We start from the raw sequence: 24,548 nt of genomic DNA, 5'->3' as shown, positions 1-24,548 counted from the left end.
CTTGGGACGCCTGAGGATAACTATTTCTGACGCTTGCGGGCGTACTTGCGACGGGCGCGGGCCTGACGCTCCTCTTCCCGCTCGGCCTTCTCTTTGGCTTTTTGCTCGGCTTCTGCGGCGGCTTCGACAATCTCGACGCTCACCATCTCCGGCGTCTCCAGCGAGATGCGGCCAAGCAAGCCGGAGCGGAACTCGTTGATCAGGATCTCGGACGCCTTGTGCAGGTCGGCCAGCCCCCCTTTGCGCATAAAGGCCCGCTGGCGGGCGATCATCTCCAGCAGCTCGATTTCGGTCTCGGGCAGCTCGTCAATCTGGTAGCGCGCCTTGATCCGCTCCGGATAGGCCTTGATGAAGTAGTCAGCGGCGAACATGGCGATATCGGCATAGTCGAACACTGTGTCCTTGATGGCCGCTGTGATGGCCAGACGATAACCACAGGAGGGCGGGTTGAGCTTGGGCCAGAGGAAACCCGGGGTATCGGTCAGGATAACGTTGTTATCCAGCTTGATCCGCTGCTGGGACTTGGTCACCCCCGCCTCGTTGCCGGTGCGGGCGATGATGCGCCCGGCCAGGGTATTGATCAGGGTGGATTTGCCCACGTTGGGGATCCCCATGATCATCGCCCGCACGCCGCGCAGCTCAAAATTGCGCTCCGGCAGCATCTCGTGACAGAGAGTCAGCAGTTGCTTGATCTTCTCCGGCTCTTGTTGCGTCAGCGGCAGCGCCTTGATCCCCTTCTCTTTTTCCATGTGCGCCACCCACAGATCGGTGATCGCCGGATCGGCCAGGTCCGCCTTGTTCAGCACCTTGATCACCGGGGTATCACCACGCAGCTCGGGCACCAGCGGGTTTTCGCTGGAGAAGGGGATGCGGGCATCGAGCATCTCGATGATCACATCGACCTGGGGCATGACCTCGGCAATCTCTTTGCGGGCCTTGTGCATGTGACCGGGGAACCAGTTGATGGACATATCCGTTACTCTCTGTGGGGGCTGCGGGCGCGCGCATGGAACAACAGGCGCTCTGCCGCGGGCATCGAACGAAGGGGGGGCATTTTACCTGCTGCGGGCCTCTTTTGACAGGTCATTCTAACCATCACCTCATCAAATCAGCAGACCGCCGAGGCGGAACAACCTTGCCGGAAGCGACCGGACCAACTGGCTCAATTGACAGATAACACATTGATATACTGTAACATTTTCATCACTTTTTCACACAACCGTCACCGATAGTCAGTAAAAGTGTCATCTGCCCCCTCTAGGCTGCGCTCAGGTTTTACAAGGAGCGAACCCCAATGAGAAAAATGGCAGGACTTGCAGTGATGATCGGCGCCGCCCTGGCTGCCGGCTGCAAATCAGACAATGACACGGTGGCGACCAAGCCCGCAGCCCAACCCACCAACGTCATCTTCTTCCTCGGTGACGGCATGGGCCTCAACACCCTGACGGCAGCCCGCATCTACGGTGTCGGCGAAGAGGGTGATCTCACCATCGATACCCTGCCAGAGACGGCCTTTATCAAGACCTTCTCCCACGATGCCCAGGTCACTGACTCGGCCCCCTCCATGGCGGCCTACATGACCGGGGTCAAGAGCAACAACGGCGTCATCAGCATGGACGGCGACGCCACCTATGAGAGCGACTGCAGCAAGAGCGCCGGCAAGCCGGTGACCACCCTGCTGGAGCTGGCCAAAGCCGATGGCCGCGGTACCGGTGTGGTAACCAGCACCCGGGTAACCCACGCCACCCCGGCGGCTACCTATGCCCATATCTGCAACCGGGATCTGGAAGCCGATATCGCCGTCCAGCTGGTACCGGGCGGCAAAGGCTACAACAGCGCCCTCAAGGAGGGGCTGGATGTGGTGCTCGGTGGCGGCAGCAGCTTCTTCCTGCCCAAAGCCGACAAGGGCAAGCGGGAGGATGGCCGCAACCTCATCAGCGAAATGCAGGCCAAGGGCTACCAGTTTGCCAGCAATCTGGATGAGCTGAACAAGGCCGATGCGGGCAAGCCGCTGCTGGGACTGTTTGGTTCCAGCCACATGAAATATGACCTGGACCGCCCCGCCAGCGAGCCGTCACTGGCCCAGATGACCCTGGCCGCCATCAAGCAGCTCAAGGGCAAAGAGAAGGGTTACTTCCTGATGGTGGAAGGGGGCCGTATCGACCACGCCCTGCACGACACCAACGCCAAGCGTGCGCTGCAGGACACCCTCGCCTTCGACAACGCCATCAAGGCGACCCTCGACGAGGTGAAGAAAACCGACCCCGAGCTGAAAAACACCCTGATCGTGGTCACCGCCGACCATGACCATACCCTGGTGCTCAACGGCTACGCCAAACGTACCGGCAAGACCACGGCCGACAACCCCGGCGTGCTCGGGCTGGTGAAGAACTACGAAACCGGCGAGCCGAGCAAGGATGCCGACGGCATGCCCTACACCATCATAGGTTTTGGCAACGGCTACAACCGGGTGGACGGGCCGCGCAGCAGCGTGGCACCGCTGGATGACGCCACCGTCTCCGCCAACGACTATCACCAGGAGGTAGTGGTCAAGGTGGGTGAAATCGGCAACGAGACCCACGGCGGCACCGACGTCTTCCTCGGCGCCATCGGCCGTGGAGCGGATAGCTTCCACGGCTCACTCGACAACACCGCCGTGTTCGGCAAGGTCAAGGCTGCGGCCGGGCTGTAAGGAGCATTCCCATGAAAAGAGCCATCAACCAATCGATGAAGCAGAACCTGCATAAAACCCTGGTCAGCACAGCCCTGCTGGCCGCCCTATGTGGCGCGGCACAGGCACAAGCCGCCGATGCCAAGAACGTCATCCTCTTTATTGGCGACGGCATGGGCCCCACCGTGCTCACCGCTACCCGTCTCTACAAGGTGGGGGAAGAGGGCAATCTGGAGATGATGAAGCTGGCCCACAGCGCCCGCATCAAGACCTTCTCCAACGATGCCCAGACCACCGACTCGGCCCCCTCCATGGCGGCCTACACCACCGGAGTCAAGATGAACAACGAGGTGATCGCCATGAGCAGCGACACCAAAGCCGTCGCCCCCGGCAAAGACGTCAATGGCAACAAAACCGTCAACAATTGCAGCAGCGATAACGGCAAGCCGGTGCCCACCATTCTCGAGCTGGCCAAGGCGGCGGGCAAGTCGGTGGGTGCCGTCACCACCACCGAGCTGACCCATGCCACCCCGGCGGCCACCTACTCCCACATCTGCCATCGGGATGCTGCCTACGCCATCGCCGCACAGGCGGTACCGGGCGGCGCCGGCTTCAACACAGCCTTGGGGAACGGGGTCGATGTACTGATGGGGGGCGGCGCTAACCACTGGACGCCCTACAACAGCACCAGCAACAAGGGGGGCCGCGCCGACGGGCGGGATCTCACCGCCGAGCTGACCGCTCAGGGCTATCGCTACGTCACCACCCGAAGCGATCTAGCCAAGGTCGAGAGCGGCAAGCTCATCGGCCTGTTCAGCGCCAAGTCCCACCTCGACTACGAGCTGGACCGCGTCGCCAAGGGGGCAGCCAATACCCAGCCGTCGCTCTCCGAGATGACCGCCAAGGCGATCGATCTGCTGAGCCAGAACAGTCAGGGTTACTTTCTGATGGTGGAAGGGGGCCGGATCGACCACGCCCTGCACGGCACCAATGCCAAGCGCTCGCTCACCGACGCGGTGGCGCTGGACGAGGCGGTCAAGACGGCGCTCGGCAAGGTGGATTTGAAAGATACCCTGATCGTGGTCACCGCCGATCATGACCACACCATGACAATCAACGGCTACTCCGCCAAGGGCAACAAGGTGCTGGATCTGGTGAAAAATGGCGATGGCTCGACCCAGAACGACGTGGATGGCAAGCCGTTTACCACCCTGGTGTTCGGCAACGGCCCCAACCGCCCCGACGTGCGCCCCACCCTCACCAGTGATCAGGTGATGGCGGACGACTACCTGCAAGAGACCGGGGTCAAGCTCGGCTCCGAGACCCACGGCGGCGGCGATGTGATGCTGTTTGCCGATGGCGCCGGCAGCAACCGCTTCAAAGGCACGCTGGATAACACCAAGGTGTTCGGCAAGCTGAAGGAGGCGCTCGGCCTGTAAGCAGCAGGGGCCCGGGTGCATCTGAGCAATCGACTCAGCGACCCGGGCCCCGGCTCTTTCGAGCGACAGATGATGATGCGACTTTTGCTTTCATTATGGCTGCTTGGCAGCACCCTCGCCTTCCCCCTGCATGCTGACGACACGCCCCCGGATCTCGCCGCCCGGATCAGCTATCACGACCGGAACACCGGCAGCGATGGCATCGCCAGAGAGAGTGTCTGGCAAGAGAAGTGGCTGCGCGTGGGCAATCAGGTGTGGAGCCAGCGGCTCATTCCCCTCCCCCTTGCCCGTGCCTATCATGCCACTCACGACGCCACCCCCGGCCACAAGCACTTTACCCACCAGATGGCGGCCCGCTGGGTCAGCCGCAATGATGAGGGTGAACTTCAGCTGCGCTATGCCGACAGCTGGCACAACCAGCTGGTTGAAGTGCCGGTGGAAGAGTATGGCCAGGTGGCCTTCAAGCCCGACTGGCTGCGGATCCGCCATCTCGTCAACCCGGTGCTGCTCGAGGGGATGACCCCGCTGGATGAGGCCGCCCCCGAGCAGGCCCGCTGGTATGAAAAACGCGAAGGGCAGCAACGAACCCGCATTCTCTGGTCGAGTCAGTGGCAGATCCCGCTGGTGGTCGAATCGGCCAGTCTCGACGGCTATCGCAGCTACCGGATGGAGGTAACCCTGCGCAAGCTGCCTGCTCAGCTTCCCTGGCAGCAACTCGCTGATTACGAAGTGCGCGATCTGCGGGATTTCTTCGACTGAGATCCCAACCCCTCAGCGGGCACAACGACAACGCAGGCAGGAATGTTACACTCTGCATATTCGACTCTGGCTCACGACCTTGATGCGCGCTCTCTGCCTGCCCTTTTTTGCCCTGCTGTTATTGCTGGTACACACCGGTGCCCAGGCTATTGTGCTGGTGGCGGCCGAGTTGCCACCCTATGTCATTCGCTCCTCTCACGGCAAGCCAAGCGGTGTCGCCATCGAGATCATGGAAGAGGCCGCGCGACGCCTCAAAGAACCGCTCACCATCGAGCTGATGCCACTGGCCAGAGCCCTCACTCAGGCTATCCACCGCAAGGATGTGCTGCTGATCCCGCCGGTGCGCAGCACTCAACGGGAACACCTCTACTACTGGGTAACACCGATACTCGATGACGATTTTGTCATCGTCAGCGATCGCCGCTTTCATCCTACCCCCCTCAAAGTGACAGATCTCCCACCGCTGCAGATCGGCACCTTGCGCTACTCCTTCGGTCAGCATCTGCTGAGACAACGACTTAAGCTTGAAAGTGATACCGTGGCCACCGAGAAGCTCAATGCCCAGAAATTGCATCGGGGCCGTATCGATGCCTGGGTGGCTGCCTGGAACGCCATCCTCTACAACCAGCGCCTTGGTGATTTGCCAACCGACCGGCTGGTACGCGGGGAGACTCTGATGCGTACCCAGTTTTATGTCGCCGCCAGCAAGGAGTTCCCCTTCACCGAGGGACGTCGCTGGCAAGCCGTAATCGACGAGATGCGCCATGATGGCACACTGGAACGGATCATCCGTCAGTACAACTATCAGGCTCCTGAGTAGTCACTCAATCACGGTTGCCAAGGCCGGCCAGAATGGTTATGGTAGGCCTATGAAAATACTCGCTATTTCCTCGCATTTGCTCACACCCTGCTGAGCCCCCGCCTCGCTCCTTCGGCCGCGAGTCGCTTGGGGGCATGGCATTTTCAATTGATTGAACCTGTTGAATCCATTTTTGTAACACCCAGTGTGATGGCCAACCTGCACCCGCCGGTATGGGCCTATCCGCTATTGATAAGGAATATCTTATGAAACAACCTCATCTGGTTATCTCCAGCCTTGATCTGGACCGTATCGAACAACTGCTCGGCAACCATCCCCAGCACCTTGCCCTGCAAGAGGAGCTGGATCGCGCCGAAATCCGCGAGCCGGCCGATATGCCGCCCGATGTCGTCACCATGAACAGCAAGGTACGCTTCAAGATGCAGAGCAGCGGCAACGAGTTCTGCCTCACCCTGGTCTACCCGCGCGATGCCAAGGGTGACGAGACCAACATCTCGGTACTGGCACCGGTGGGCAGCGCCCTGCTCGGTCTGAAAGTGGGCGACAGCATCGCCTGGCCGGGCCCGGCCGGTCGCACCATCGAGGTGGAGATCCTTGAAGTGGTCTATCAGCCGGAGCGTGCCGGCGAGCTGCACCGCTGATCCCGGTTGCGGGCAGGCCAACCCGGGAGGCCAGCCCGCACAGCCTGATCCCGATCAAGCTTCCCCTGCTTATCGGGTCGATTTTCCCCCTATTCCCCCCGCCCCTTGAGCCTGACTCGGGGGGCAGGTATCTTGTTGGCCGCGTCATGGTCATGACGCACCGAATTTCAGGCTGACATCATGATAAACATTGCCCTCATCGACGATCACCAAATCGTCCGTTCCGGTTTTGCCCAACTGCTCAATCTGGAGCCCGACCTGCAGGTGGTCGCCGAATTTGGCTCCGCCAGCGAGGCGCTGGCCGGCCTGCCCGGCAGTGGCGCCCGCGTCTGCGTCTGCGACATCTCGATGCCCGACCAGTCGGGGCTGGATCTGCTCAAGCAGCTCCCCTCCGGTCTGGCAGTGGTGATGCTCTCGGTACACGACAGCCCCGCCCTCATCGAGCAGGCGCTGCAAACCGGTGCCAAGGGATTTCTCTCCAAGCGCTGCAGCCCGGACGAGCTTATCGCCGCGGTGCGCACCGCCGCGCTTGGCGGCTGCTACCTCACCCCCGACATCGCCCAGAAACTCGCCAGCAGCAGCCGGGATCCCCTCACCAATCGGGAGCGGGAGATTGCCCAGCTGCTGGCGCAGGGGCTGGAGGTGAAGAGCATCGCCGAGCAGCTTGGCCTCTCCCCCAAGACGGTGCATGTGCACCGCGCCAACCTGATGGACAAGCTCAAGGTCAGCAACAACGTCGAGCTGGCCCACCGCATGCTGGATAGCTGGTGATCCACCGTCTTGCCAGCTATGTCGCCATCACGCTGGCGGCCTGCTTCATCTTTGCCGCTGGCTGGTTTTGCCTCTGGAGCATCAGCCTGCATCTGGCGGGTGGCCCGGCGCTGGCGGTGCTGCTGTTCCCCTTCGGCCTTCGCCTCGGGTTGTTGTTGCAAAGTCCCGGCCACTACTGGCCGCCGCTGTTGCTGTGCGAAGGGCTGCTGCTCTACTGGCTCAATCTGGAGGTAGGGCTCCCCCACTGGCCGTGGCTGGTCGCGGGCAGTCTGCTGACCCTGCTACCGCTGCTGATTGCCCGTCGCCAACAGGTGCGCAACGACTGGCAGCAACTGTTGCTGCTGCTCGCCACCGTCACGGCGGCGGCGCTGCTGCAAGCCCTGCTCTGGCATCTGGCCGGGGAAGATGGCCTCTCGGCCCTGCTGCTCAGCCTGACCGGCGGGCTGACCCTGACCTCCACCTGCATGCTGATCTGGCACTACCTCACCCGCGCCACCTGGGTGCCGCTGGGGCCTGCGCTGGTGGATCAGCCGGTGGAGTGGCGCTTTCGCCATCTGGTCTGGTATCTGCTGCTGTTCATATTGAGCCTCTGGCTGCAACTGGGATTGCCCAACTCGCTGGTGCGCTTCACCCCGTTTTGTCTGGCCATCCCCATCATCGCCATGGCGTGGCGCTACGGCTGGCAGGGGGCGCTGCTCGCCACCCTGATGAACACCATCGCCCTGCTGGCCAGTCAGGCCTGGCACGATCACCCCCTCGACTTGCTGCTCTCATTGCTGGCCCAGAGCCTCACCGGCCTGCTGCTGGGTGCCGGGATCCAGCGCCAGCGGGAACTCAATCAGGCGCTGACCCGCCAGCTCGCCCACAATCGCCAGCTCACCGAGCGGCTGCTGGAGACCGAGGAGAGCATCCGCAAGGAGGTGGCGCGCGAGCTGCACGACGACATCGGCCAGACCATCACAGCCATTCGCACCCAGGCCGGCATAGTGCGCCGCCTCGCCCCCGACAATGCAGGTGTGGGTCAGAGCAGTGCCCTGATCGATACCCTCTCTCTTGGCATCTACGACGCGGTGCGCGGTCTGCTCGGGCGGCTGCGCCCGCGCCAGCTCGACGACATGACTCTGGAGCAGGCGGTACGGGCACTGCTGCGGGAGCTGGAGCTGGAGCGTCACGGCATCGTCACCCGGCTGGAGTGGCAGCTGGCGGATGGGGATCTCTCGGATGCCCAGCGGGTCACCCTGTTTCGGGTCTGTCAGGAGGGGCTCAACAACGTGGTCAAACATGCCAACGCCCACTCGGTCACCATTCGCGCCCGGACCAGCGGCGAGCAGTTGCAACTGGTGCTGGAAGATGATGGCCGCGGTCTGCCGGAAAGCCGCCCGCAACAGGGCTATGGCCTGCTCGGCATTCGCGAGCGGGTACAAGCGCTCGGTGGCAGTCTGCAACTCTCCTGCATCCACGGCACCCAGCTGACGGTCAACCTGCCCAGTCGCAGACGGGAAGAAAGTCATGGCTAATCACCACCAGAGGGCCTGCCTGTGCTGAGTTTTATGAGAAGCGCGCCGCCCCGGCCCCTTATCCGGGATCAGGCCGAGATCGATGCCACCTATCGCCACTGGCGGCTGCACCTGCTGCTGACCATGTATCTGGGCTACGCGGTCTTCTACTTCACTCGCAAGAGTTTCAACTTCGCCATGCCGGACATGCTGGCGAGCGGCATGCTGGACAAGTCCGATATCGGCATGCTTTGGACTCTGTTCTACATCACCTACGGCTGCTCCAAGTTCTTCTCCGGCATCATCAGTGACCGCGCCAACCCGCGCTACTTTATGGGCGTCGGACTGATGGCCACCGGCGTTATCAACATACTGTTCGGCCTCTCGTCGGCACTCTGGATGTTTGCCGCCCTCTGGGTCGCCAACGCCTTCTTCCAGGGCTGGGGCTGGCCCCCCTGCTCCAAGCTGCTCACCAGCTGGTATTCGCGCACCGAGCGCGGGGTCTGGTGGTCGGCCTGGAACACTGCCCACAACGTCGGCGGGGCGCTCATTCCCCTTATCGTCAGCACCATCGCTCTGCAGCATGGCTGGCGCTACGGCATGATAGTGCCCGGCCTTATCGCCATCCTTGCGGGATTGTTCCTCTGCTGGCGGCTGCGGGATACCCCGAGCGCCATGGGATTGCCCACTGTGGGCGAGTGGCGCAAGGATGCCATGGAGCTGGCCCAGCAGACTCAGGATGCGGGGCTCTCCCATCGCCAGATCCTGCGTAAATATGTACTGGGCAACCCCTATATCTGGCTGCTCGCCTGCTGTTACGTGCTGGTCTATGTGGTGCGCACCGCCATCAATGACTGGGGCAATCTCTACATGACCGAGCAGCGCGGCTTCAATCTGATGAGCGCCAACTCGGCCATCTCCATGTTCGAGGTGGGAGGCTTTATCGGTGCGCTGGTGGCGGGCTGGGGATCGGACAAGCTGTTCAACGGCAACCGTGGCCCGATGAACCTCATCTTTGCGGTGGGGATCCTGCTGGCGGTGGGATCGCTCTGGCTGATGCCCTTCTTCAGCTATGTGATGCAGGCGGCCTGCTTCTTCACCATCGGCTTTTTCGTGTTCGGCCCCCAGATGCTGATCGGCATGGCGGCAGCGGAGTGCTCCCACAAGAATTCAGCAGGGGCAGCCACCGGCTTTGTCGGTCTGTTCGCCTACATGGGGGCGGCGCTGTCGGGCTATCCGCTGGCCAAGGTGATGGAGATCTGGCACTGGAACGGCTTCTTCGTAGTGATCTCGGTGGCGGCAGGCGTCTCGGCCCTGCTGCTGCTCCCCTTCCTCAAGGCGCAGGCACCGAGAGCCGCTCAAGCGAATGCAGAGTAGCGGGTGGCAGCTGACGAACTATATCCGGCAAGCAGAAACAAACAGGGCGCGGATCACCGCGCCCTGATTTTATTCCTGAACCTCTTCCTGCATCAGGCAGCCTGACAGACCCGGTTCTTTCCTTCCCGCTTGGCCCGATAGAGAGCGTCATCCGCACGGCTGAACAGGCTGTCAAAGTGCCACTCCCCCTGCCAGTGAGCAATACCCATGCTGACGGTGATATGGATCCCCTCTACCTCGCTGGCCGCAAGCTGAACCCGCAGTGACTGGCACCGGGCGATCGCCTCCTCTGCGGTGGCATGGCGAAACAGCAGCACAAACTCCTCGCCCCCAAAGCGACTGGCCAATACGCCCTCCAGCTCGCGCAGTGCCAACCCGACCCGCTCCAGCACCCGATCACCCACCTCATGACCATGCCGATCGTTGATCTGCTTGAAGTCATCCAGATCGAGCACCACCAGCGCCCCCTGCTGTGCAGGGCGTCCCCGGGCCAGACGTTCCATAAAACCACGGCGATTGAGTAACCCGGTCAGCGGGTCATGACTGGCCTGATAGCGCAGCTCCAGTGCCCGGTGCTGGTTGCAGAGCAGCAGTACCCCGAAGGTGAGCATGGAGCTACCCACCAGCATGGAGACATAGGGCAACACGTTGAACAGCTGACGCTGGAACGGGCTTTCGATCACCTCGCCCCACACGGTAAATATCCGCATCAGGGTCATGGCAATCAGCACCAGATTGAGGCCAATCAGCACCCATACCGCCACCTGATAATCGGGTCGACCATGACGCCAGAGCTGCCAGATGATGAGCGAACTGAGCATGAGGAAGGTGGCACTGCTGATCATCACCCGTACCGCAATCCGGCCATCGATGGCGACCGACCAGGTCATGACGGCGGCAAACAGCAGGATGAATCCCCAGCAGACAGGCCAGCCTGGCGATTGACGGAAGAAACAGCGTTGGGCGACCAGCAGCAACGACACATGAAAAATCAGGAAGACATTGCCCACCCAGGAGCCATAGGAGGTGGGTGTCAGCAGCAGACTGGCAAATCCCGCCTGACCCAGCATGGCAAACAGACTGGACCACCACCAGACCCCGACGCCGGGAATATCGTTGTGGGTAACGCGAATGATGGTGAGAGTGAGGAAACCGAGACAATAGCCACACAAGGCCATGATCATCAAGGTAAAAATATCCAGCTTAAGCAGCAGTGAGGCGTCCATACCAAAGCCATGCAGAGAGGGTAACTGAGTATATGAGAAGCGTTTGCCAAGACCCAGTGCGACTTGATGGTTTTCACAATAAAGCCCGTTCGTTTGCTGACAAACAGAGCAATGCGTGTGATATCCCACCAATGCGTATTCGTATCAGCCCCATAAAAAGCCTCTTACGGAGCCCAATAACACAATAAGAGCTGCAAGCGGCACCCTGGCTTTGTAACAAAATGTCTTGGGGATAATTTGGGCTTGAACCCACTCAATTAGATAGATATGTTGTTTTCGTGTGATTTTATGAATGAAGCCATGAGCAATAAATGTCTCTAACCTGTTGAGTCTTCTGACACAATCTGTTTTTGGTACATTTTTCACTCAACCACTATTCATAGCATCTCATATGGGGCTTTTGTCCAGCTCAAGACATTCATCCTGTCTTGCCTGTTGCCGGATGCAGCAGTCTCTTGTGCCACGGAGTCGCACGGGATCAGGTTCAAGGCCGAACACACCACCGACAGAGACGTCACTTATGATCAAAAAACTGATTCTTTCTACCCTGCTGTTTTGCGGGATCGCCACGGCGGCCCCAACCCCAGCCCCTACCTCCACCCTGGATGCCGTGCTCGAACGCGGCGTGCTGCGAGTCGGCTTTGATGCCGGCTATCAACCCTTCGAGATGACCAACAAGCAGGGCCAATACATCGGCTTTGATGTGGATCTCGCCAAGATGGTCGCCAAAGAGATGGGCGTGAAGGTCGAGTTCGTCAACACCGCCTGGGATGGCATCATTCCGGCGCTGCTGACCAACAAGTTCGACGTCATCATGGGCGGCATGACCGTCACTCCCCAGCGCAACCTGCGGGTCAACTTTGCCGATCCTTACATCGTGGTCGGCCAGACCATCGTCCTGCGCAAAGAGAAGGCGGGCGAAATCAAATCCTTCACCGACCTCAACGACCCGAAATACAAGATCGCGGTCAAGCTCGGCACCACCGGCGAGCAGGCAGTCAAGCGCCTGATCCCCAAAGCCACCCTGCTGCAGTTTGAAACCCAGGATGACGCCAAGCTGGAAGTGATCAACGGCAAGGTCGATGCGTTCGTCTATGACCTGCCCTACAACGCTATTTTCGCCTCCCAGAATCAGGGCGCCGTGGTGCACCTCGACAAGCCGTTCACCTTCGAGCCGCTGGCCTGGGCCATCCGCAAAGGGGATCAGGACACACTCAACTGGTTCAACAACTACCTGCGCCAGATCAAGGGCGATGGCAGCTACGACCGTCTCTACAAGAAGTGGTTCGAATCCAACGCCTGGCTGAACCAGCTCAAATAACCTCCGGGGGGCGGCACATGCCGCCCCTGCACCACGCAGCTCCCCACACAATAACGAGAAGAGGTTGTGACTGTGCACACACCCAAACCGACAAGACAGATGGAAAAACAGCCCAATCAGCTACTCTGGCATGGGGTTTTCCTGCTGATGCTGCTGGTTGCCGTATTCGGCATCTACAAGGCTGTCCAGTCAGTGGATTACACCTGGCGCTGGGAACGCATTCCCCAATACATCGCCTATCAGGCGGAGCAGAAGAATCTGGCCGAATTTGACGGCACCGTGATCGCGGGTACCAGTGAGGCAGAGAAGGGCAAGCTGTTCCTGCAAGACGATCTCGACCCCAATGTGCGGCAAGCCATCGCCAGCACTGGCGTACAAGTCGCCGAAGGGGATACCGTTTTTCGTGGCGATACCCTCGACACCCAACTGAGCTGGACCGCAGGCCCCATCGCCTGGGGCGTCTGGGTCACCGTCAAGCTCTCGCTGGTAGCAGGCATCTTCGCCATCCTGCTCGGCACCCTGGCCGGGCTGGCGCGCCTCTCCCCCAATCCCGCCCTGCGCAATCTGGCGGTCACCTACGTTGAGCTCATCCGCGGCACGCCGCTGCTGGTGCAGATCTTCATCGTCTACTTCTTTATCGGCACCGTGCTGAACCTCGATCGCTTCACCGCCGGGGTCGCCGCGCTGGCGGTCTTTACCGGCGCCTATGTGGCGGAGATCGTCCGCGCCGGTATCAGCTCCATCCACAAGGGGCAGATGGAGGCAGGTCGCAGCCTGGGTATGACCTCCGCCCAGACCATGCGCTATGTCATTCTGCCGCAGGCGTTCAAGCGGGTACTGCCACCGCTGGCAGGCCAATTCATCAACCTGATCAAGGACTCCTCGCTGGTCTCGGTCATCTCCATCACCGATCTGACCAAGGCCGGTCGCGAGGTAGTCAGCTCCACCTTCAGTCCGTTCGAGGTGTGGTTTACCGTCGCCTTGCTCTATCTGGTGCTCACCGGCACCCTCTCCTTCCTGGTACGCCGTCTCGAGGTGAAATATGCACGCAGTAACTGATCCCATCATCAAGGTGCAACAGACATCGAGAAGTGCAGCCATCACCGGCACCCCCTTCGCCTTCCCGGTTCGTTTTCTGGAGGCGAAATATGCGCGCAGCAACTGATCCCATCATCAAAGCGACCGGCGTAGAGAAGTTCTACGGCAGCGAAGTGCATGCCCTGAAAAATGTCAGCACCCAGGTGGCCGAAGGGGAAGTGGTGGTGATCGTCGGCCCCAGCGGCTCGGGCAAATCGACCTTCCTGCGCACCCTCAACCAGCTGGAGACCATCAACGACGGCAATATCGTGGTCGACGGTATCTGCCTGACCGAGCCGGGCGATGTCAACAAGCTGCGGGAAGAGGTGGGCATGGTGTTCCAGTCCTTCAACCTCTTCCCCCACCTGACGGTGCTGGATAATATCTGCCTCGCCCCGCAGAAGGTGCGTGGCCTGTCGCGCCGTGAGGCCGAAGACAGAGCCAAGGCGCTGCTGCTGAAAGTGGGGCTGTCGGTGAAAGCCGCCAGCTATCCCTCCCAACTCTCCGGCGGTCAGCAACAGCGGGTGGCCATTGCCCGGGCACTCGCCATGCAGCCACGCATCATGCTGTTTGACGAACCCACCAGTGCGCTCGACCCCGAAATGGTGGGGGAAGTGCTGGATGTGATGAAGGGGCTGGCTCGCGAGGGGATGACCATGGTGGTGGTGACCCACGAGATGGGCTTTGCCCGCGAGGTAGCGGATCGGGTGCTCTTTATGGAGAGTGGCGAACTGCTGGTGGATGAAAAACCGGCCGATTTCTTCGACAATCCCCCCTCGCCGCGTCTGCGCCAGTTCTTGAGTCAGGTGCTGTAGCCAACACGCTCTGCTGGATAAACGAAGAGGGACCGCAAGGTCCCTCTTCTTGTGTGTCACGCTGAGCAGACTCAACCCAGCTGAACCCGAGTGCCCATCTCATCGGCTCAGCGCGGGGACTTTCCCAGATAGCGCTCCACGATCACTTTCACCCCGTCACGTTTTTTGAGCTGATAGAGCTCCTTGTCAAACTGGTCGATAAAGGCCTGTTTGTAGGGGTACTCCCCCTTGCGGCTATAGCCGAGAAACCCCTGCTCCTTGCTGAGCACCGGCCCCTGTTTGAGCAGGGACATATCGGCCACCGCCAGCTGATCGGCCTTTATCATGTTGAGCAACTCATAGAGCAGGGAGAGGCGATCATTGATGGTGCAATCGACCCGGCCGCGGACAATCTTGAGCAGGTTCTCCCGATTGCTTTTCACCTCCTCCACGTCGATCTGCTTCTCTTTTACCGCCTGCCAAAAGGCATCGCCGCCGACGGCAAAACCGGCGTTCATACCAAAGCGCAAACCGTGATAGTCGAGCGGAAACCTGGCCTGCGGGGTATTGGCCGCCACACTGGCGCCGCACATCACCACCAGCTCTTCATCCAGCATCGGCTGGGAGTAGGGCCACATGTAAGGGCGGGTATCGGGCATGTAGTAAGGTGGAAAAATGGCGAAGGCAGCCCCCTGCTCCACCATGCTCAGACCGCGCCGCCACGGCATAGGCTTGAGCACCACCTCATAGTCAGGCATAGCAGAGGTCACCTCGCGGATGATGTCGGCATAGATCCCCCTGACCTCCTCCCCCTCCTGCCAGGAGTAGGGGGGATAGGCGGCATCCGCGAGGATCTCGACCTGGGTCTTGGCGTGCGCCATCATGCACAACCCCAGCAACAAGCAACACCAGACGCGCATAAGCCAGCACCTCCTGAAAAAGCCTGCATCAAGCATAGCCATCCGCCGCGCCTTCCTCTGCTGCCGCGCCATATTTCATGCCATCTCTTCGTTGGCAGAAAAATGTTAATGAAATATTAAAACCATCCTTTATGCTGGAGAGCAATTGCTCTGAATGGATGGCCGCTTATGGATGTGCAACTGCTCCTGCTCTACCTCTCCCCGATTTTTCTGGCCTTTATCGGCTGGGAGATGCTCTACCTGCGCAAACATGGCACCGCCTTTCCCACTGCCACCTACCAGTGGCGGGATCTGTTCGCCAACGCAGCGCTGGCCCTGATGCATCAGGGGGGCGATGCACTGGCGGCCATCGCCATCGTTTATCTGTATGACACCCTCTGGGGCTGGCGGCTATTCGATATCGAGCTCACCTTCTGGAGCGTGCTACTGCTGTTCCTGCTGCAGGATCTCTGCTACTGGCTGTTCCACTTCACTAGCCACCATGTGCGCTGGTTGTGGGCCTCCCACGTGGTGCATCACAGCTCGGAGCGGCTCAATCTCTCCACCGCCTTTCGCCAGAGCCTGATGTATCCGGTCTCCGGCATGTGGCTGTTCTGGATCCCGATGATTGTCATCGGCTTCCCGCCAGAAGCGGTGGTCGTCACCGTGCTACTGAGCCTGGGCTTTCAGTTCTTCGTCCACACCCAGGTGGTGGGCAAACTCGGCCGGCTTGAGTGGATCTTCAACACCCCCTCCCACCATAGGGTGCACCACGCCAGCAACGCCAAGTACATAGACCGCAACTTCGCCGGGGTGCTGATCATCTGGGATCGGCTGTTTGGCACCTTTGTGGAAGAAGACCCGGCCGAACCGTGCCGCTTTGGCATCACCAAACCGATCCACAGCTTCAACCCCCTCACCCTCACATTCCATGAGTGGCGCGACATGCTGCGCGACGCCCGTGGCCTGCCTTGGCGACAAAAACTCGCGGTGCTGTTTGGCAATCCGGCCGGACCTGCCAGCCGCTGAGCCTTCGCCCCGAATCGCAACTCCCGGATAGCAAGCCCCTGATAACCAGTCCCTGATAACAAGAGAGCGCCACAGTGGCGCTCTCTTTTATGGTCAGTCACATCTTCGATGTCACAGATGGGCGAACGACCAGACGGCGGGAATCAGGCTCAGCAAGGTCACTCCGGCCAACAGCCGCTCGCGACCGCTCAGGCAAAGATCTGCGCCCAGCTGACGGCGGCTGTAGAGAAACAGCAGCAGACCCGGCCCGTAGAGCAACAACGACAGCAGCAGATACTCCCCCCGGCGGCATAGAGCAGCCAGAAGCCGTAACCGCTCGACACCAGCGCCACCGCCCGCATCAGACCGCGGCCCTGCCCGCCCTCACCCTTCTTGCTGAACGAGAGCTTGAGCAAGAACAGACCGATCAGCAGGTAGGGCACCAAAATCATCGAGGTAGAGATAAGCAGCAGGCTGGTGTAGCCCTTGCCGAGCAGCCACACCAGCAGCAGGCAAGTCTGCACCGTCAGGCTGGTGAGCCAGAGCGATGCGATAGGCGTCCCATTGCGGTTCTGGCGCCGGAAGATGGCGGGAAACGCGCCGTGGCGGGCTGCGCTGAACGGCACCTCCGCCGAGAAGAGGGTCCAGCTCACGTAGGAGGCAAGCACCGAGACGATAAGGCCGACGCTGATGAGCAGCTTGCCCCAGGAGCCGGTCATCTGGGCCATCAGCCCTGCCATGGAGGGGTTGGGCAGCGCTGCGAGCTCGGGCCGACTCAATATCCCCAGCGCCAGCACCGAGATAAGCACATAGAGCAGCAGTGCCAACACGACCCCCAGTACGGTGGCGGTGCCCACATCCCGCCGGTTTCGGGCGCGGGCCGACAACACCGCGGCCCCCTCGATACCGGTGAAGACCCAGAGGGTGATCAGCATGGTGTTGCGCACCTGCTCGGAGACCGGCACAGCCAGAGTGCTGCCCTGCTGATCCGCCGCGAAGGTAACAGGGTCGAACCAGTAGCAAGCAAACAGAATAAACAGCAGCAGTGGCAGGCTCTTGGCCAGAGTCGCCACCAGATTGAACAGCGCCGCCTGCTGCACGCCACGGGCCACCAGCAGATGCACCGCCCAGAGGATGCAGGACTCGCCGACAAACGCTGCCAGCGTGTTTCCCTCACCAAACCAGATCTGCTCCGGGGTATCGACAAAGCTGCCCAGCGCCGCAAAGGCGATCACCAGATAACCCACCACGCCGATGGTGGCACAGAGCCAATAACCCCAGGCGGAGAAGAATCCCACCAGCTCGCCAAAACCGGCGCGGGCGTAGCTGTAGATACCGCCGTCGAGATCCGGCCTTAACCGCGACAGATAGAGAAAACTCATGGCGAGCGCCAGGATACCCACCCCCGTCACGCCCCAGCCGATCAGCACGGCGCGGGCGCCTGCCACCTCGGCCATGTTCTGGGGCAGGCTAAAAATCCCCGCCCCCACCATGGAACTGAACACCAGCGCGGTGAGGGACCAGAGCCCAATCTTGCTCTCTTTCATGGAAGCTCCTTAGCGCAACCGGCTGCTCAGCGCCTGAATATGCTCGGGGCCGATGCCGCAGCAACCGCCGATCAAGTTCGCACCAGCTGCGCGCCAGCGCTCGGCCCAGCCAAGGTAATCCAGCGGCCCCAGATCGGCGCGGATCTCGTCCAGCCCATCATTGGCGGTGGCCTCCTTGGGTTGCGGCGGGAAGGCGTTGGCATAGGCACCGAGGCGAATGTCAGCGCGGCCCAGCGCCTGCAATCGGGCGCTGGCCACCTCGAGGGCCCCCTCAATCACCTCAGGCTGACAGCAGTTGAACAGGATGGCATCGACCCCGGCCGCCACCAGCGCGGTCACCGCATCAGCCACCTGCTCGCCGGAGCGCAGTGTCGGCTCATTGCCCAGCGCCTCATCTTCCAGCGTGAAGGAAACCCAGAACGGCTTGCCATCTTTCGGCAGCAGCGCTTTCAGAGCCAGTGGCTCGGCAATCAGGCTCATGGTCTCGGCCAGCCAGATATCCACATAAGGGGATAGCGCCCGGATAAGCGGCGTCGCCAGCTCGCTCACCCGGTCCGCCTTGAACAGGTCGGCACGGTAGGAGCCAAAGAGCGGTGGCAGAGAACCCGCCACCTGCACGGCGCCCTTCTGCTCGTCAGCCACCTCTCGGGCCAGCTGACCAGCCAGCGCTGCCAACCCCTCCCCGTCGGCAAAGAAACGCTCATCGCCGATATGAAACGGCACCAGCGCATAGCTGTTGGTGGTAATGACCCGGGCACCGCTAGCCACATAGGCCTGATGCACGTCACGCACCGTCTCTGGCGCCTCCATCAAGGCCAGCGCCGACCACTCGGGTTGACGAAACGGTGCTCCTCGCCGTGCCAGCTCGCGCCCCATGCCCCCATCCAGCACCCACAATTCCCTGGTTTCCATCTGTCGTGTCTCTTTGTTATGTGCGTTGTTTATTTGCGTATTTATCTGTTTGTTTTGTTGATCTGCGGTTTCGCATCGAATCGCTGCAGATCGTCCTGCTTCATCCTGGGAAGCCCTTTTATTACACAGCCATAAAAACACATAGATGTTTAGACGGCCAAAGCAAGATAAAACAAAGTGCCACGGGCGGCAATCAGTATCAGCAGAAATCAGCGTGCAAACGGCGAGGCAAACGCAGAAATGCAAGAGGCCACCCGAAGGTGGCCTCATCACAATCTTGATCCGCTGGCGACTTAACGCCCGGCCAGCACTCGCTTGATCTGCTTGACCCAGTCCGAGACCCGACCCTGCTGCGGCAAGCCGCGCCAGATCTGCTCCCACTGGGCAGGGCTGAGCGGACGACCGAGGCGACGCTGCACACCCGCATAGAGGTAGTCATGGGCCGTGGTGGCCGCATGCTCGGAGGTGAGGAATTTGGAGACCGGATCGGTCAACCGCACATCCCGCATGCCGAGCAGCGGATAGTCGTTGTGCACTGCCGCCAGCATGGTCTCGCGCATGGCAGACTCGATGTAGCCACGGGCAAACAGGGCAGTCACAGACTCCAGCGACCCCTGATCCGGGCCATGATACTGCTCATCAAAGACCGGGCTCGGTTCGGCCATGCCGCTTTGTACCACCGCATCGGGATCCGGCTGCGGCACGACTACAGCAGGCTTGGGGGCAACCGGCTTGGCTGCCACTGTGGCTTTGCGCGGCGCACTCTGACTACAGGCACCCAGTGCCAGGGCGAGCGCGACACAGGCCAGCGCACGGGAATGAGACTGCATCATCTTCATGACTCTTATGTCGCTCCTTTTACGATTCCTGAGCAGGCTTCTCGGCCACAGCCGGTTCGACCCGGGTAACCAGCAGCTGATCAATCTTGTAACTGTCGATATCCACCACTTCGAACTTGTAACCGGCGTATTTGACCGAGTCAGTGCGCTTGGGGATCTTGCGCAGCATATACATGATAAAGCCGGCGATGGTCTCGTAGTTCTGGTTCTCGGGGAACTCTTCGATATCGAAGGCGCGCATCACGTCGGAGATGGGGGTAACCCCGTCCACCAGCCAGGAGTTCTCGTCGCGCTGGACGATCTGCTCTTCCACCACGTGGGTGGCCCACTCACCCATGACGGTGCTCATCAGGTCGTTCATGGTGACAATCCCCACCACCAGCGCGTACTCGTTCATCACCACGGCAAAGTCACCACGATGATTCTTGAAGTACTCCATCGCCTCATAGAGGTTCAGGGTATCGGGGATGATGATGACGTTCTGCACCAGGTTGCCACCGATCAGGTCGATGCTCTGGCCGCCGATAACGCGGATCAGCAACTCTTTGGCATCGACAAAGCCCTTGATGCTGTCGAGGTTGTGGTCACAGACCAGAAACTTGTTGTGGGGATGTTCGGCGATCTTCGCCTTGATGCTCTCTTCACTCTCTTGCAGGGTGAAGTAGATGAGGCTCTCGCGGGCCGTCATGGCAGAGGTGACACCAAGGGACTGCAACTCGAATACGTTCTCGATGAGCTGATGCTCCTCGCGCTGGATAACCCCCGCCTCGGCACCGGCATCCATCACCGCATAGATATCGTCGGAGGTGATCGTCGTTGCGCACCGTGGAGACACGCATCAGACGGAACAGGGAGTTCGCCAATCCGTTGAAGACCCACACCAGCGGCATCAGCACGGTGACGAAGAAGAGCATGGGACGCACCACCACCACGGCAATCTGCTCGGGCATGGTCATGGCCAGACGCTTGGGCATCAGATCGGCGATCAGGATAAACATGCCGGTGACGAACACGAAGGAGGCACCGGAGCTGATCTCGCCAAGCCAGGGGCCCTGGTAGAACTGGGAGACAATCCCCTTGATGGCGGGGTTGAGGGCAGACTCACCCAGGATACCACCCAGAATGGCGACGGTATTGAGGCCAATCTGCACCACGGTGAAAAAGTTGCCCGGCTGGGCCTGCAGGGCCAGCACCTTTTCGGCCTGGCGATTACCTTCATCCGCCATCACCTGCAATTTGATTTTGCGAGACGCGGCGAGAGAGATCTCGGAGAGGGAGAAGAACACACTGCCGCCAACAAGCAGCATTAAAAAGAACAAACTATCGGCAAAACTCATGATTAACCTATTGCTACACCCGCCTTAGCACAAGACGGCAAACTGGGCCCGGGAGACCGGACCGTGAGCCCATCCGGGACTCACACAGGGGGAGTATTCTATCAGAAAACAGCCAGTTGGGGGCTTTATCTTACTCCGACCAGTTATGCAACAAAAAAGGCGCTTCACGCGCCTTTTTATTCACTTCCGGTTAGCCCTTGCCCAGCAAGGTGCCCAGATCGTCCGCCTTGGTGTGGCGCACATCCTTGCCTTTCACGTAGTAGACAATGTACTCGCAGATGTGCTGGCAACGATCGCCGACCCGCTCAATGGCCCGCGCCGCCCACAGCACGTTGAGCACCTGGGGGATGGTGCGGGGATCTTCCATCATGTAGGTCATCAGCTCGCGAATGATGGACTCGTACTCGCGGTCTACCTTGTCATCTTCCTTGTAGACCGCCAGCGCCGCATCCAGATCCATGCGGGCGAAGGCGTCGAGCACATCGTGCAGCATCTTGATAGTACGACGGCCCATGTTCTCCAGCGACACCAGCGGCGGCTGCGGCTTGTTGGCGTTGTCGGTCAGCATGCGGGCGATCTTGTCGGCCACATCGCCAATGCGCTCCAGATCGGTGATGGTCTTGATGATGGCCATCACCAGTCGTAGGTCGGAGGCAGTCGGCTGACGCTTGGCGATGATGCGGGTGCACTCCTCGTCGATCGCCACTTCCATCGCGTTGACCTTGTGGTCGTTGGCCACGATCTTGCGCGCCGCATCGAGATCCTGATCGTGGATCGCCGCAATGGCGTCGGTGAGCTGCTGCTCTACCAGACCGCCCATCACCAACACCTGGTTGCGCACGCTCTCTAGCTCGGCATTGAACTGACCGGAGATGTGTTTATTGAGGTTCATATTGTCCATACAAATAATCCTTGATTGCTCCGATTATGCCTTAGCCGTTGAACCGACTGCCAATCTGTTTGCTGAGATTCATCCTCTCCTCTCCTTAGCCGTAACGACCGGTAATGTAATCTTCGGTTTTTTTCTTGGCCGGGGTGGTGAAAATGGTGTTGGTATCCGAGTACTCGATAAGCTCGCCCATATACATGAAGGCGGTCTGATCCGACACTCGCGCAGCCTGTTGCATGTTGTGGGTCACGATCACCACGGTGAACTGGCTCTTGAGCTCGTTGATCAGCTCCTCGATGGTGAGGGTGGAGATGGGGTCGAGCGCCGAGGTCGGCTGATCGAGCAGCAACACTTCCGGCTCGATGGCAATGGCGCGGGCAATCACCAGACGCTGCTGCTGACCACCAGAGAGACCGAAGGCGTTGTCGTGCAGACGATCCTTCACCTCGTCCCACAAGGCCGCACCGCGCAGGGAGCGCTCGGCCGCTTCATCCAGAGTGCGACGATCGTTGATCCCCTGCAGGCGCAGACCATAAACCACGTTCTCGTAGATGGACTTGGGAAACGGGTTCGGGCGCTGGAACACCATGCCCACCTGACGGCGCAGGGCGGAAACATCGACGCTCTTGTCATAGATGTTGTGGCCGTGCAGCTGGATTTCCCCCTCGATGCGGCAGATCTCCACCAGATCGTTCATCCGGTTGATGCAGCGCAGCAGGGTCGATTTGCCACAGCCTGACGGGCCGATAAAGGCGGTCACCTGCCCTTTGGGGATCTTCATGTTGACGTTGAACAACGCCTGCTTGCTGCCGTAGTACAGGTTGAGATCCTTCACCTCCAGTGCGGTCTGCTCCGGGGTCAGGTTGAGCAGGTCCAGCGCGGTGTGCTGGGTAGACGTGGTCGTTACGTTGATCATCTGTTACCTCAAAATCTATCTGGAGTGGCCGAACTGCTGCCGGCGACCCTCACGTATTGGTGCAGAGAGATGGCGGCTCGCGCTCGGCCGCCCCTCTGTTATCTCACTCTTGTATCACTCAAGCGGCGCCGGATTAATGCTCCAGCGACCGGAATTTCTCGCGCAAGTGGTTACGAATACCGATAGCGGTCAGGTTCAGACCCACGATCACCGTCACCAGCAGGAAGGAGGTGGCGTAGACCAGCGGGCGGGCCGCTTCGACGTTGGGGCTCTGGAAGCCGACGTCATAGATGTGGAAGCCCAGGTGCATGAACTTGCGCTCCACATGCAGATACGGGAAGTTGCCATCCATCGGCAGGGTCGGCGCCAGTTTCACCACCCCCACCAGCATCAGCGGCGCCACTTCACCGGCTGCACGGGCAATCGCCAGAATAAGGCCGGTCATGATGGCCGGGCTCGCCATCGGCAGCACGATGCGCCACAGGGTCTCGGCCTGGGTGGCACCCAGTGCCAGCGAGCCCTGACGGATGGTGCTCGGGATCCGCGCCAGCCCCTCTTCGGTGGAGACAATCACCACCGGCAGGGTCAGGATAGCCAGGGTCAGCGCCGACCAGATCACGCCGGGTGAGCCAAAGGTGGGGCTCGGCAGCGCTTCCGGGTAGAAGAGGCGGTCGATGCTGCCCCCCAGGGTGTAAACGAAGAAGCCCAGACCAAACACGCCGTAGACGATGGAAGGCACGCCCGCCAGGTTGATCACCGCAATGCGGATGATCTTGGTCAGACTGTTCTTGCCCGCGTATTCGTGCAGGTAGACTGCCGCCACCACCCCCAGCGGGGTCACGATGATCGCCATCAGGAAGACCATGAACACAGTGCCGAAGATAGCCGGGAACACCCCGCCCTCGGTGTTGGCTTCACGGGGATCGTCAGAGACGAACTTGCCGATCTGGTGGAACCAGTGACCCACCTTGGCAAGCAGGCTCATGTCGTTGGGCCATACCACGTCCAGTACCTTGGACATCGGCATGGTCACCAGCTCGCCACGCATATCCTTGACGGTAATGGCGTCGCGGTCCGCTTGGCTACGCAAGGAGAAGAGCTCTTTTTCCAGCACCTGATAGCGATCGTTGAGAGCCTGACGCTCGCTGGCCAGTTCGGCTTTGAGCTGCTCGGTCAGCTTGTCATCCAACTCGGCCTTGCGCTCTTTCAGGCGCAGCCGCTCCAGTTGATAGTTGATGCTGCCGATGTCCCCTTTTTGCAGATCGTTGGCCTGTTCTGAAAGGGCATTGGCTCGCGCCAGCACCCGCTGCAGGGCAGGATGCAGATCAGAGGTGAGCTCGCGGCCATCCTCTTTCACCCCGACGATATAGCCATAGAAGTTGCCGTTGGTGGCACGCTCAACCATGGCCAGCTCAGCCGGCTGACTCTGGGACTTGATGTCCGTCTCCAGCACCCAGCGAAAATCGAGGTCAACGAACTCACGGTTGCCGGTCTTGACCAGATAGCGGGTCAGCAGCTCGCGCTCTTCCCCTTCCAATGGCAGACCTGCAGCGCGCAGTCGCTCCACCGGTACCTGCTCGCGATCGTTGATCTCGCCGATCAGTACGCTCTTGTTGCCGCTGGCGTCTTCCAGCTGCCACTCATAGATGGGGTGCGGCCAGAAGTAGACCAGACCACGCCAGCCGATCAGCAGCAGCAGACCCAGTACCGCCACCAGACTCAGGCTGACGGCACCGCCGGTCATCCAGATCCAGGGGGCCCCTGATTTAAACCACTTACCCATTGTCGATTCCTTGTCCATTACAGAGT

21 protein-coding genes and 2 pseudogenes are annotated in these 24,548 nt (G+C 60.5%); 13 read left to right on the top strand and 10 right to left on the bottom strand.

Annotated elements, in window-relative coordinates:
* Positions 1-20: 20 nt before the first annotated feature.
* Positions 21-971, bottom strand: coding sequence for a ribosome biogenesis GTPase YlqF (gene ylqF, locus ACTG2J_RS07980; RefSeq protein WP_005334061.1), 951 nt, complete (start codon positions 969-971; stop codon positions 21-23).
* A gap of 323 nt (positions 972-1,294) precedes the next feature.
* On the opposite strand from ylqF, the gene ACTG2J_RS07975 reads away from it, so the two are divergent.
* From ACTG2J_RS07975 to ACTG2J_RS07940, 8 genes are all read left to right on the top strand, one after another.
* Positions 1,295-2,692: an alkaline phosphatase gene (locus tag ACTG2J_RS07975; protein ID WP_439997355.1), complete on the top strand. Its 1,398-nt coding sequence runs from the start codon at positions 1,295-1,297 to the stop codon at positions 2,690-2,692.
* Positions 2,693-2,703: 11 nt separating this feature from the next.
* Positions 2,704-4,110 (top strand): alkaline phosphatase, encoded by a 1,407-nt coding sequence (locus ACTG2J_RS07970; protein ID WP_439997354.1) that lies wholly within the window; start codon positions 2,704-2,706, stop codon positions 4,108-4,110.
* Positions 4,111-4,182: 72 nt separating this feature from the next.
* On the top strand, positions 4,183-4,869 hold the full coding sequence (locus ACTG2J_RS07965) for a hypothetical protein (RefSeq protein ID WP_110303057.1): 687 nt from the start codon (positions 4,183-4,185) through the stop codon (positions 4,867-4,869).
* A gap of 82 nt (positions 4,870-4,951) precedes the next feature.
* The gene (locus ACTG2J_RS07960) at positions 4,952-5,689 is read left to right on the top strand and encodes a substrate-binding periplasmic protein (protein ID WP_113738710.1); all 738 of its coding nucleotides are present in this window, start codon (positions 4,952-4,954) and stop codon (positions 5,687-5,689) included.
* Positions 5,690-5,934: 245 nt separating this feature from the next.
* Complete coding sequence (gene rnk, locus ACTG2J_RS07955) at positions 5,935-6,330, top strand: nucleoside diphosphate kinase regulator (protein ID WP_041209885.1); 396 nt, start codon at positions 5,935-5,937, stop codon at positions 6,328-6,330.
* A 180-nt stretch (positions 6,331-6,510) separates the two neighbouring features.
* Entirely contained in the window at positions 6,511-7,101 is a 591-nt protein-coding gene (uhpA, locus tag ACTG2J_RS07950) for a transcriptional regulator UhpA (protein WP_033114395.1), read from the top strand.
* Positions 7,098-8,618 carry a signal transduction histidine-protein kinase/phosphatase UhpB gene (gene uhpB / locus ACTG2J_RS07945; protein WP_439997353.1) on the top strand — a complete coding sequence of 507 codons (1,521 nt, stop codon included), beginning with the start codon at positions 7,098-7,100 and terminating at the stop codon, positions 8,616-8,618. Before uhpA ends, uhpB begins: the two co-directional genes overlap by 4 nt.
* 21 nt (positions 8,619-8,639) lie before the next feature.
* A complete protein-coding gene (locus ACTG2J_RS07940) occupies positions 8,640-9,974 on the top strand; it encodes an MFS transporter (RefSeq protein WP_439997351.1) in 1,335 nt (444 codons plus the stop codon).
* Between the two features lie 92 nt (positions 9,975-10,066).
* Here the strand turns inward: ACTG2J_RS07940 and ACTG2J_RS07935 are convergent, their stop codons facing one another.
* Positions 10,067-11,200 (bottom strand): GGDEF domain-containing protein, encoded by a 1,134-nt coding sequence (locus ACTG2J_RS07935; RefSeq protein WP_439997350.1) that lies wholly within the window; start codon positions 11,198-11,200, stop codon positions 10,067-10,069.
* A 520-nt stretch (positions 11,201-11,720) separates the two neighbouring features.
* Between ACTG2J_RS07935 and ACTG2J_RS07930 the strand changes: the two genes are divergently transcribed.
* The 4 genes from ACTG2J_RS07930 (at position 11,721) to ACTG2J_RS07915 (ending at position 14,413) form a co-directional block, all read left to right on the top strand.
* Positions 11,721-12,521: a transporter substrate-binding domain-containing protein gene (locus ACTG2J_RS07930; RefSeq protein WP_005334079.1), complete on the top strand. Its 801-nt coding sequence runs from the start codon at positions 11,721-11,723 to the stop codon at positions 12,519-12,521.
* A 99-nt stretch (positions 12,522-12,620) separates the two neighbouring features.
* A complete protein-coding gene (locus ACTG2J_RS07925; RefSeq protein ID WP_216977437.1) occupies positions 12,621-13,580 on the top strand; it encodes an amino acid ABC transporter permease in 960 nt (319 codons plus the stop codon).
* Positions 13,564-13,686 (top strand): hypothetical protein, encoded by a 123-nt coding sequence (locus ACTG2J_RS07920; RefSeq protein ID WP_439997348.1) that lies wholly within the window; start codon positions 13,564-13,566, stop codon positions 13,684-13,686. Before ACTG2J_RS07925 ends, ACTG2J_RS07920 begins: the two co-directional genes overlap by 17 nt.
* The gene (locus tag ACTG2J_RS07915) at positions 13,670-14,413 is read left to right on the top strand and encodes an amino acid ABC transporter ATP-binding protein (RefSeq protein ID WP_005350722.1); all 744 of its coding nucleotides are present in this window, start codon (positions 13,670-13,672) and stop codon (positions 14,411-14,413) included. Before ACTG2J_RS07920 ends, ACTG2J_RS07915 begins: the two co-directional genes overlap by 17 nt.
* Positions 14,414-14,520: 107 nt before the next feature.
* Here the strand turns inward: ACTG2J_RS07915 and ACTG2J_RS07910 are convergent, their stop codons facing one another.
* Positions 14,521-15,312: a substrate-binding periplasmic protein gene (locus ACTG2J_RS07910; protein ID WP_439997347.1), complete on the bottom strand. Its 792-nt coding sequence runs from the start codon at positions 15,310-15,312 to the stop codon at positions 14,521-14,523.
* Positions 15,313-15,480: 168 nt separating this feature from the next.
* Here ACTG2J_RS07910 and ACTG2J_RS07905 point away from each other — a divergent pair, with 168 nt between their 5' ends.
* Positions 15,481-16,320 carry a sterol desaturase family protein gene (locus tag ACTG2J_RS07905; protein ID WP_439997346.1) on the top strand — a complete coding sequence of 280 codons (840 nt, stop codon included), beginning with the start codon at positions 15,481-15,483 and terminating at the stop codon, positions 16,318-16,320.
* Positions 16,321-16,431: 111 nt separating this feature from the next.
* Here the strand turns inward: ACTG2J_RS07905 and ACTG2J_RS07900 are convergent.
* From ACTG2J_RS07900 to pstA, 7 genes and pseudogenes are all read right to left on the bottom strand, one after another.
* Positions 16,432-17,846, bottom strand: a pseudogene (locus ACTG2J_RS07900) (basic amino acid/polyamine antiporter).
* A gap of 9 nt (positions 17,847-17,855) precedes the next feature.
* Positions 17,856-18,758: a homocysteine S-methyltransferase family protein gene (locus ACTG2J_RS07895; protein ID WP_257687750.1), complete on the bottom strand. Its 903-nt coding sequence runs from the start codon at positions 18,756-18,758 to the stop codon at positions 17,856-17,858.
* 293 nt (positions 18,759-19,051) lie between these two features.
* Positions 19,052-19,588 (bottom strand): hypothetical protein, encoded by a 537-nt coding sequence (locus ACTG2J_RS07890; RefSeq protein WP_100654823.1) that lies wholly within the window; start codon positions 19,586-19,588, stop codon positions 19,052-19,054.
* A 28-nt stretch (positions 19,589-19,616) separates the two neighbouring features.
* Positions 19,617-20,934: pseudogene (locus ACTG2J_RS07885) on the bottom strand (hemolysin family protein).
* A gap of 190 nt (positions 20,935-21,124) precedes the next feature.
* A complete protein-coding gene (gene phoU, locus ACTG2J_RS07880; protein WP_005334097.1) occupies positions 21,125-21,835 on the bottom strand; it encodes a phosphate signaling complex protein PhoU in 711 nt (236 codons plus the stop codon).
* An 85-nt stretch (positions 21,836-21,920) separates the two neighbouring features.
* Entirely contained in the window at positions 21,921-22,739 is an 819-nt protein-coding gene (gene pstB, locus ACTG2J_RS07875) for a phosphate ABC transporter ATP-binding protein PstB (protein WP_439997345.1), read from the bottom strand.
* A 133-nt stretch (positions 22,740-22,872) separates the two neighbouring features.
* Positions 22,873-24,522 (bottom strand): phosphate ABC transporter permease PstA, encoded by a 1,650-nt coding sequence (pstA, locus tag ACTG2J_RS07870; RefSeq protein WP_113738718.1) that lies wholly within the window; start codon positions 24,520-24,522, stop codon positions 22,873-22,875.
* Positions 24,523-24,548 lie beyond the last annotated feature (26 nt).

The sequence above is a fragment of the Aeromonas sp. 6P genome (assembly GCF_051919525.1).
GTDB classification, from domain to species: domain Bacteria; phylum Pseudomonadota; class Gammaproteobacteria; order Enterobacterales; family Aeromonadaceae; genus Aeromonas; species Aeromonas veronii.
Note: the sequence above shows the minus strand (reverse complement) of the source record. Positions and strands in the feature narration are given on the sequence as shown.

What these genes read in the sequence shown, in the direction of transcription:
- ACTG2J_RS07960 (WP_113738710.1), top strand. Translation starts at nt 4,952, where the DNA reads ATGCGCGCTCTCTGCCTGCCCTTTTTTGCCCTGCTGTTATTGCTGGTA.
- ACTG2J_RS07930 (WP_005334079.1), top strand. Translation starts at nt 11,721, where the DNA reads ATGATCAAAAAACTGATTCTTTCTACCCTGCTGTTTTGCGGGATCGCC.
- phoU (WP_005334097.1), bottom strand. Translation starts at nt 21,835, where the DNA reads ATGGACAATATGAACCTCAATAAACACATCTCCGGTCAGTTCAATGCC.
- ACTG2J_RS07915 (WP_005350722.1), top strand. Translation starts at nt 13,670, where the DNA reads ATGCGCGCAGCAACTGATCCCATCATCAAAGCGACCGGCGTAGAGAAG.
- rnk (WP_041209885.1), top strand. Translation starts at nt 5,935, where the DNA reads ATGAAACAACCTCATCTGGTTATCTCCAGCCTTGATCTGGACCGTATC.
- pstB (WP_439997345.1), bottom strand. Translation starts at nt 22,739, where the DNA reads ATGATCAACGTAACGACCACGTCTACCCAGCACACCGCGCTGGACCTG.
- ACTG2J_RS07975 (WP_439997355.1), top strand. Translation starts at nt 1,295, where the DNA reads ATGAGAAAAATGGCAGGACTTGCAGTGATGATCGGCGCCGCCCTGGCT.
- ACTG2J_RS07890 (WP_100654823.1), bottom strand. Translation starts at nt 19,588, where the DNA reads ATGCAGTCTCATTCCCGTGCGCTGGCCTGTGTCGCGCTCGCCCTGGCA.
- ACTG2J_RS07965 (WP_110303057.1), top strand. Translation starts at nt 4,183, where the DNA reads ATGATGCGACTTTTGCTTTCATTATGGCTGCTTGGCAGCACCCTCGCC.
- ACTG2J_RS07920 (WP_439997348.1), top strand. Translation starts at nt 13,564, where the DNA reads ATGCACGCAGTAACTGATCCCATCATCAAGGTGCAACAGACATCGAGA.
- ACTG2J_RS07970 (WP_439997354.1), top strand. Translation starts at nt 2,704, where the DNA reads ATGAAAAGAGCCATCAACCAATCGATGAAGCAGAACCTGCATAAAACC.
- pstA (WP_113738718.1), bottom strand. Translation starts at nt 24,522, where the DNA reads ATGGGTAAGTGGTTTAAATCAGGGGCCCCCTGGATCTGGATGACCGGC.
- uhpA (WP_033114395.1), top strand. Translation starts at nt 6,511, where the DNA reads ATGATAAACATTGCCCTCATCGACGATCACCAAATCGTCCGTTCCGGT.
- ACTG2J_RS07925 (WP_216977437.1), top strand. Translation starts at nt 12,621, where the DNA reads ATGGAAAAACAGCCCAATCAGCTACTCTGGCATGGGGTTTTCCTGCTG.
- ACTG2J_RS07935 (WP_439997350.1), bottom strand. Translation starts at nt 11,200, where the DNA reads ATGGACGCCTCACTGCTGCTTAAGCTGGATATTTTTACCTTGATGATC.
- ACTG2J_RS07905 (WP_439997346.1), top strand. Translation starts at nt 15,481, where the DNA reads ATGGATGTGCAACTGCTCCTGCTCTACCTCTCCCCGATTTTTCTGGCC.
- ACTG2J_RS07895 (WP_257687750.1), bottom strand. Translation starts at nt 18,758, where the DNA reads ATGGAAACCAGGGAATTGTGGGTGCTGGATGGGGGCATGGGGCGCGAG.
- ACTG2J_RS07910 (WP_439997347.1), bottom strand. Translation starts at nt 15,312, where the DNA reads ATGCGCGTCTGGTGTTGCTTGTTGCTGGGGTTGTGCATGATGGCGCAC.
- ylqF (WP_005334061.1), bottom strand. Translation starts at nt 971, where the DNA reads ATGTCCATCAACTGGTTCCCCGGTCACATGCACAAGGCCCGCAAAGAG.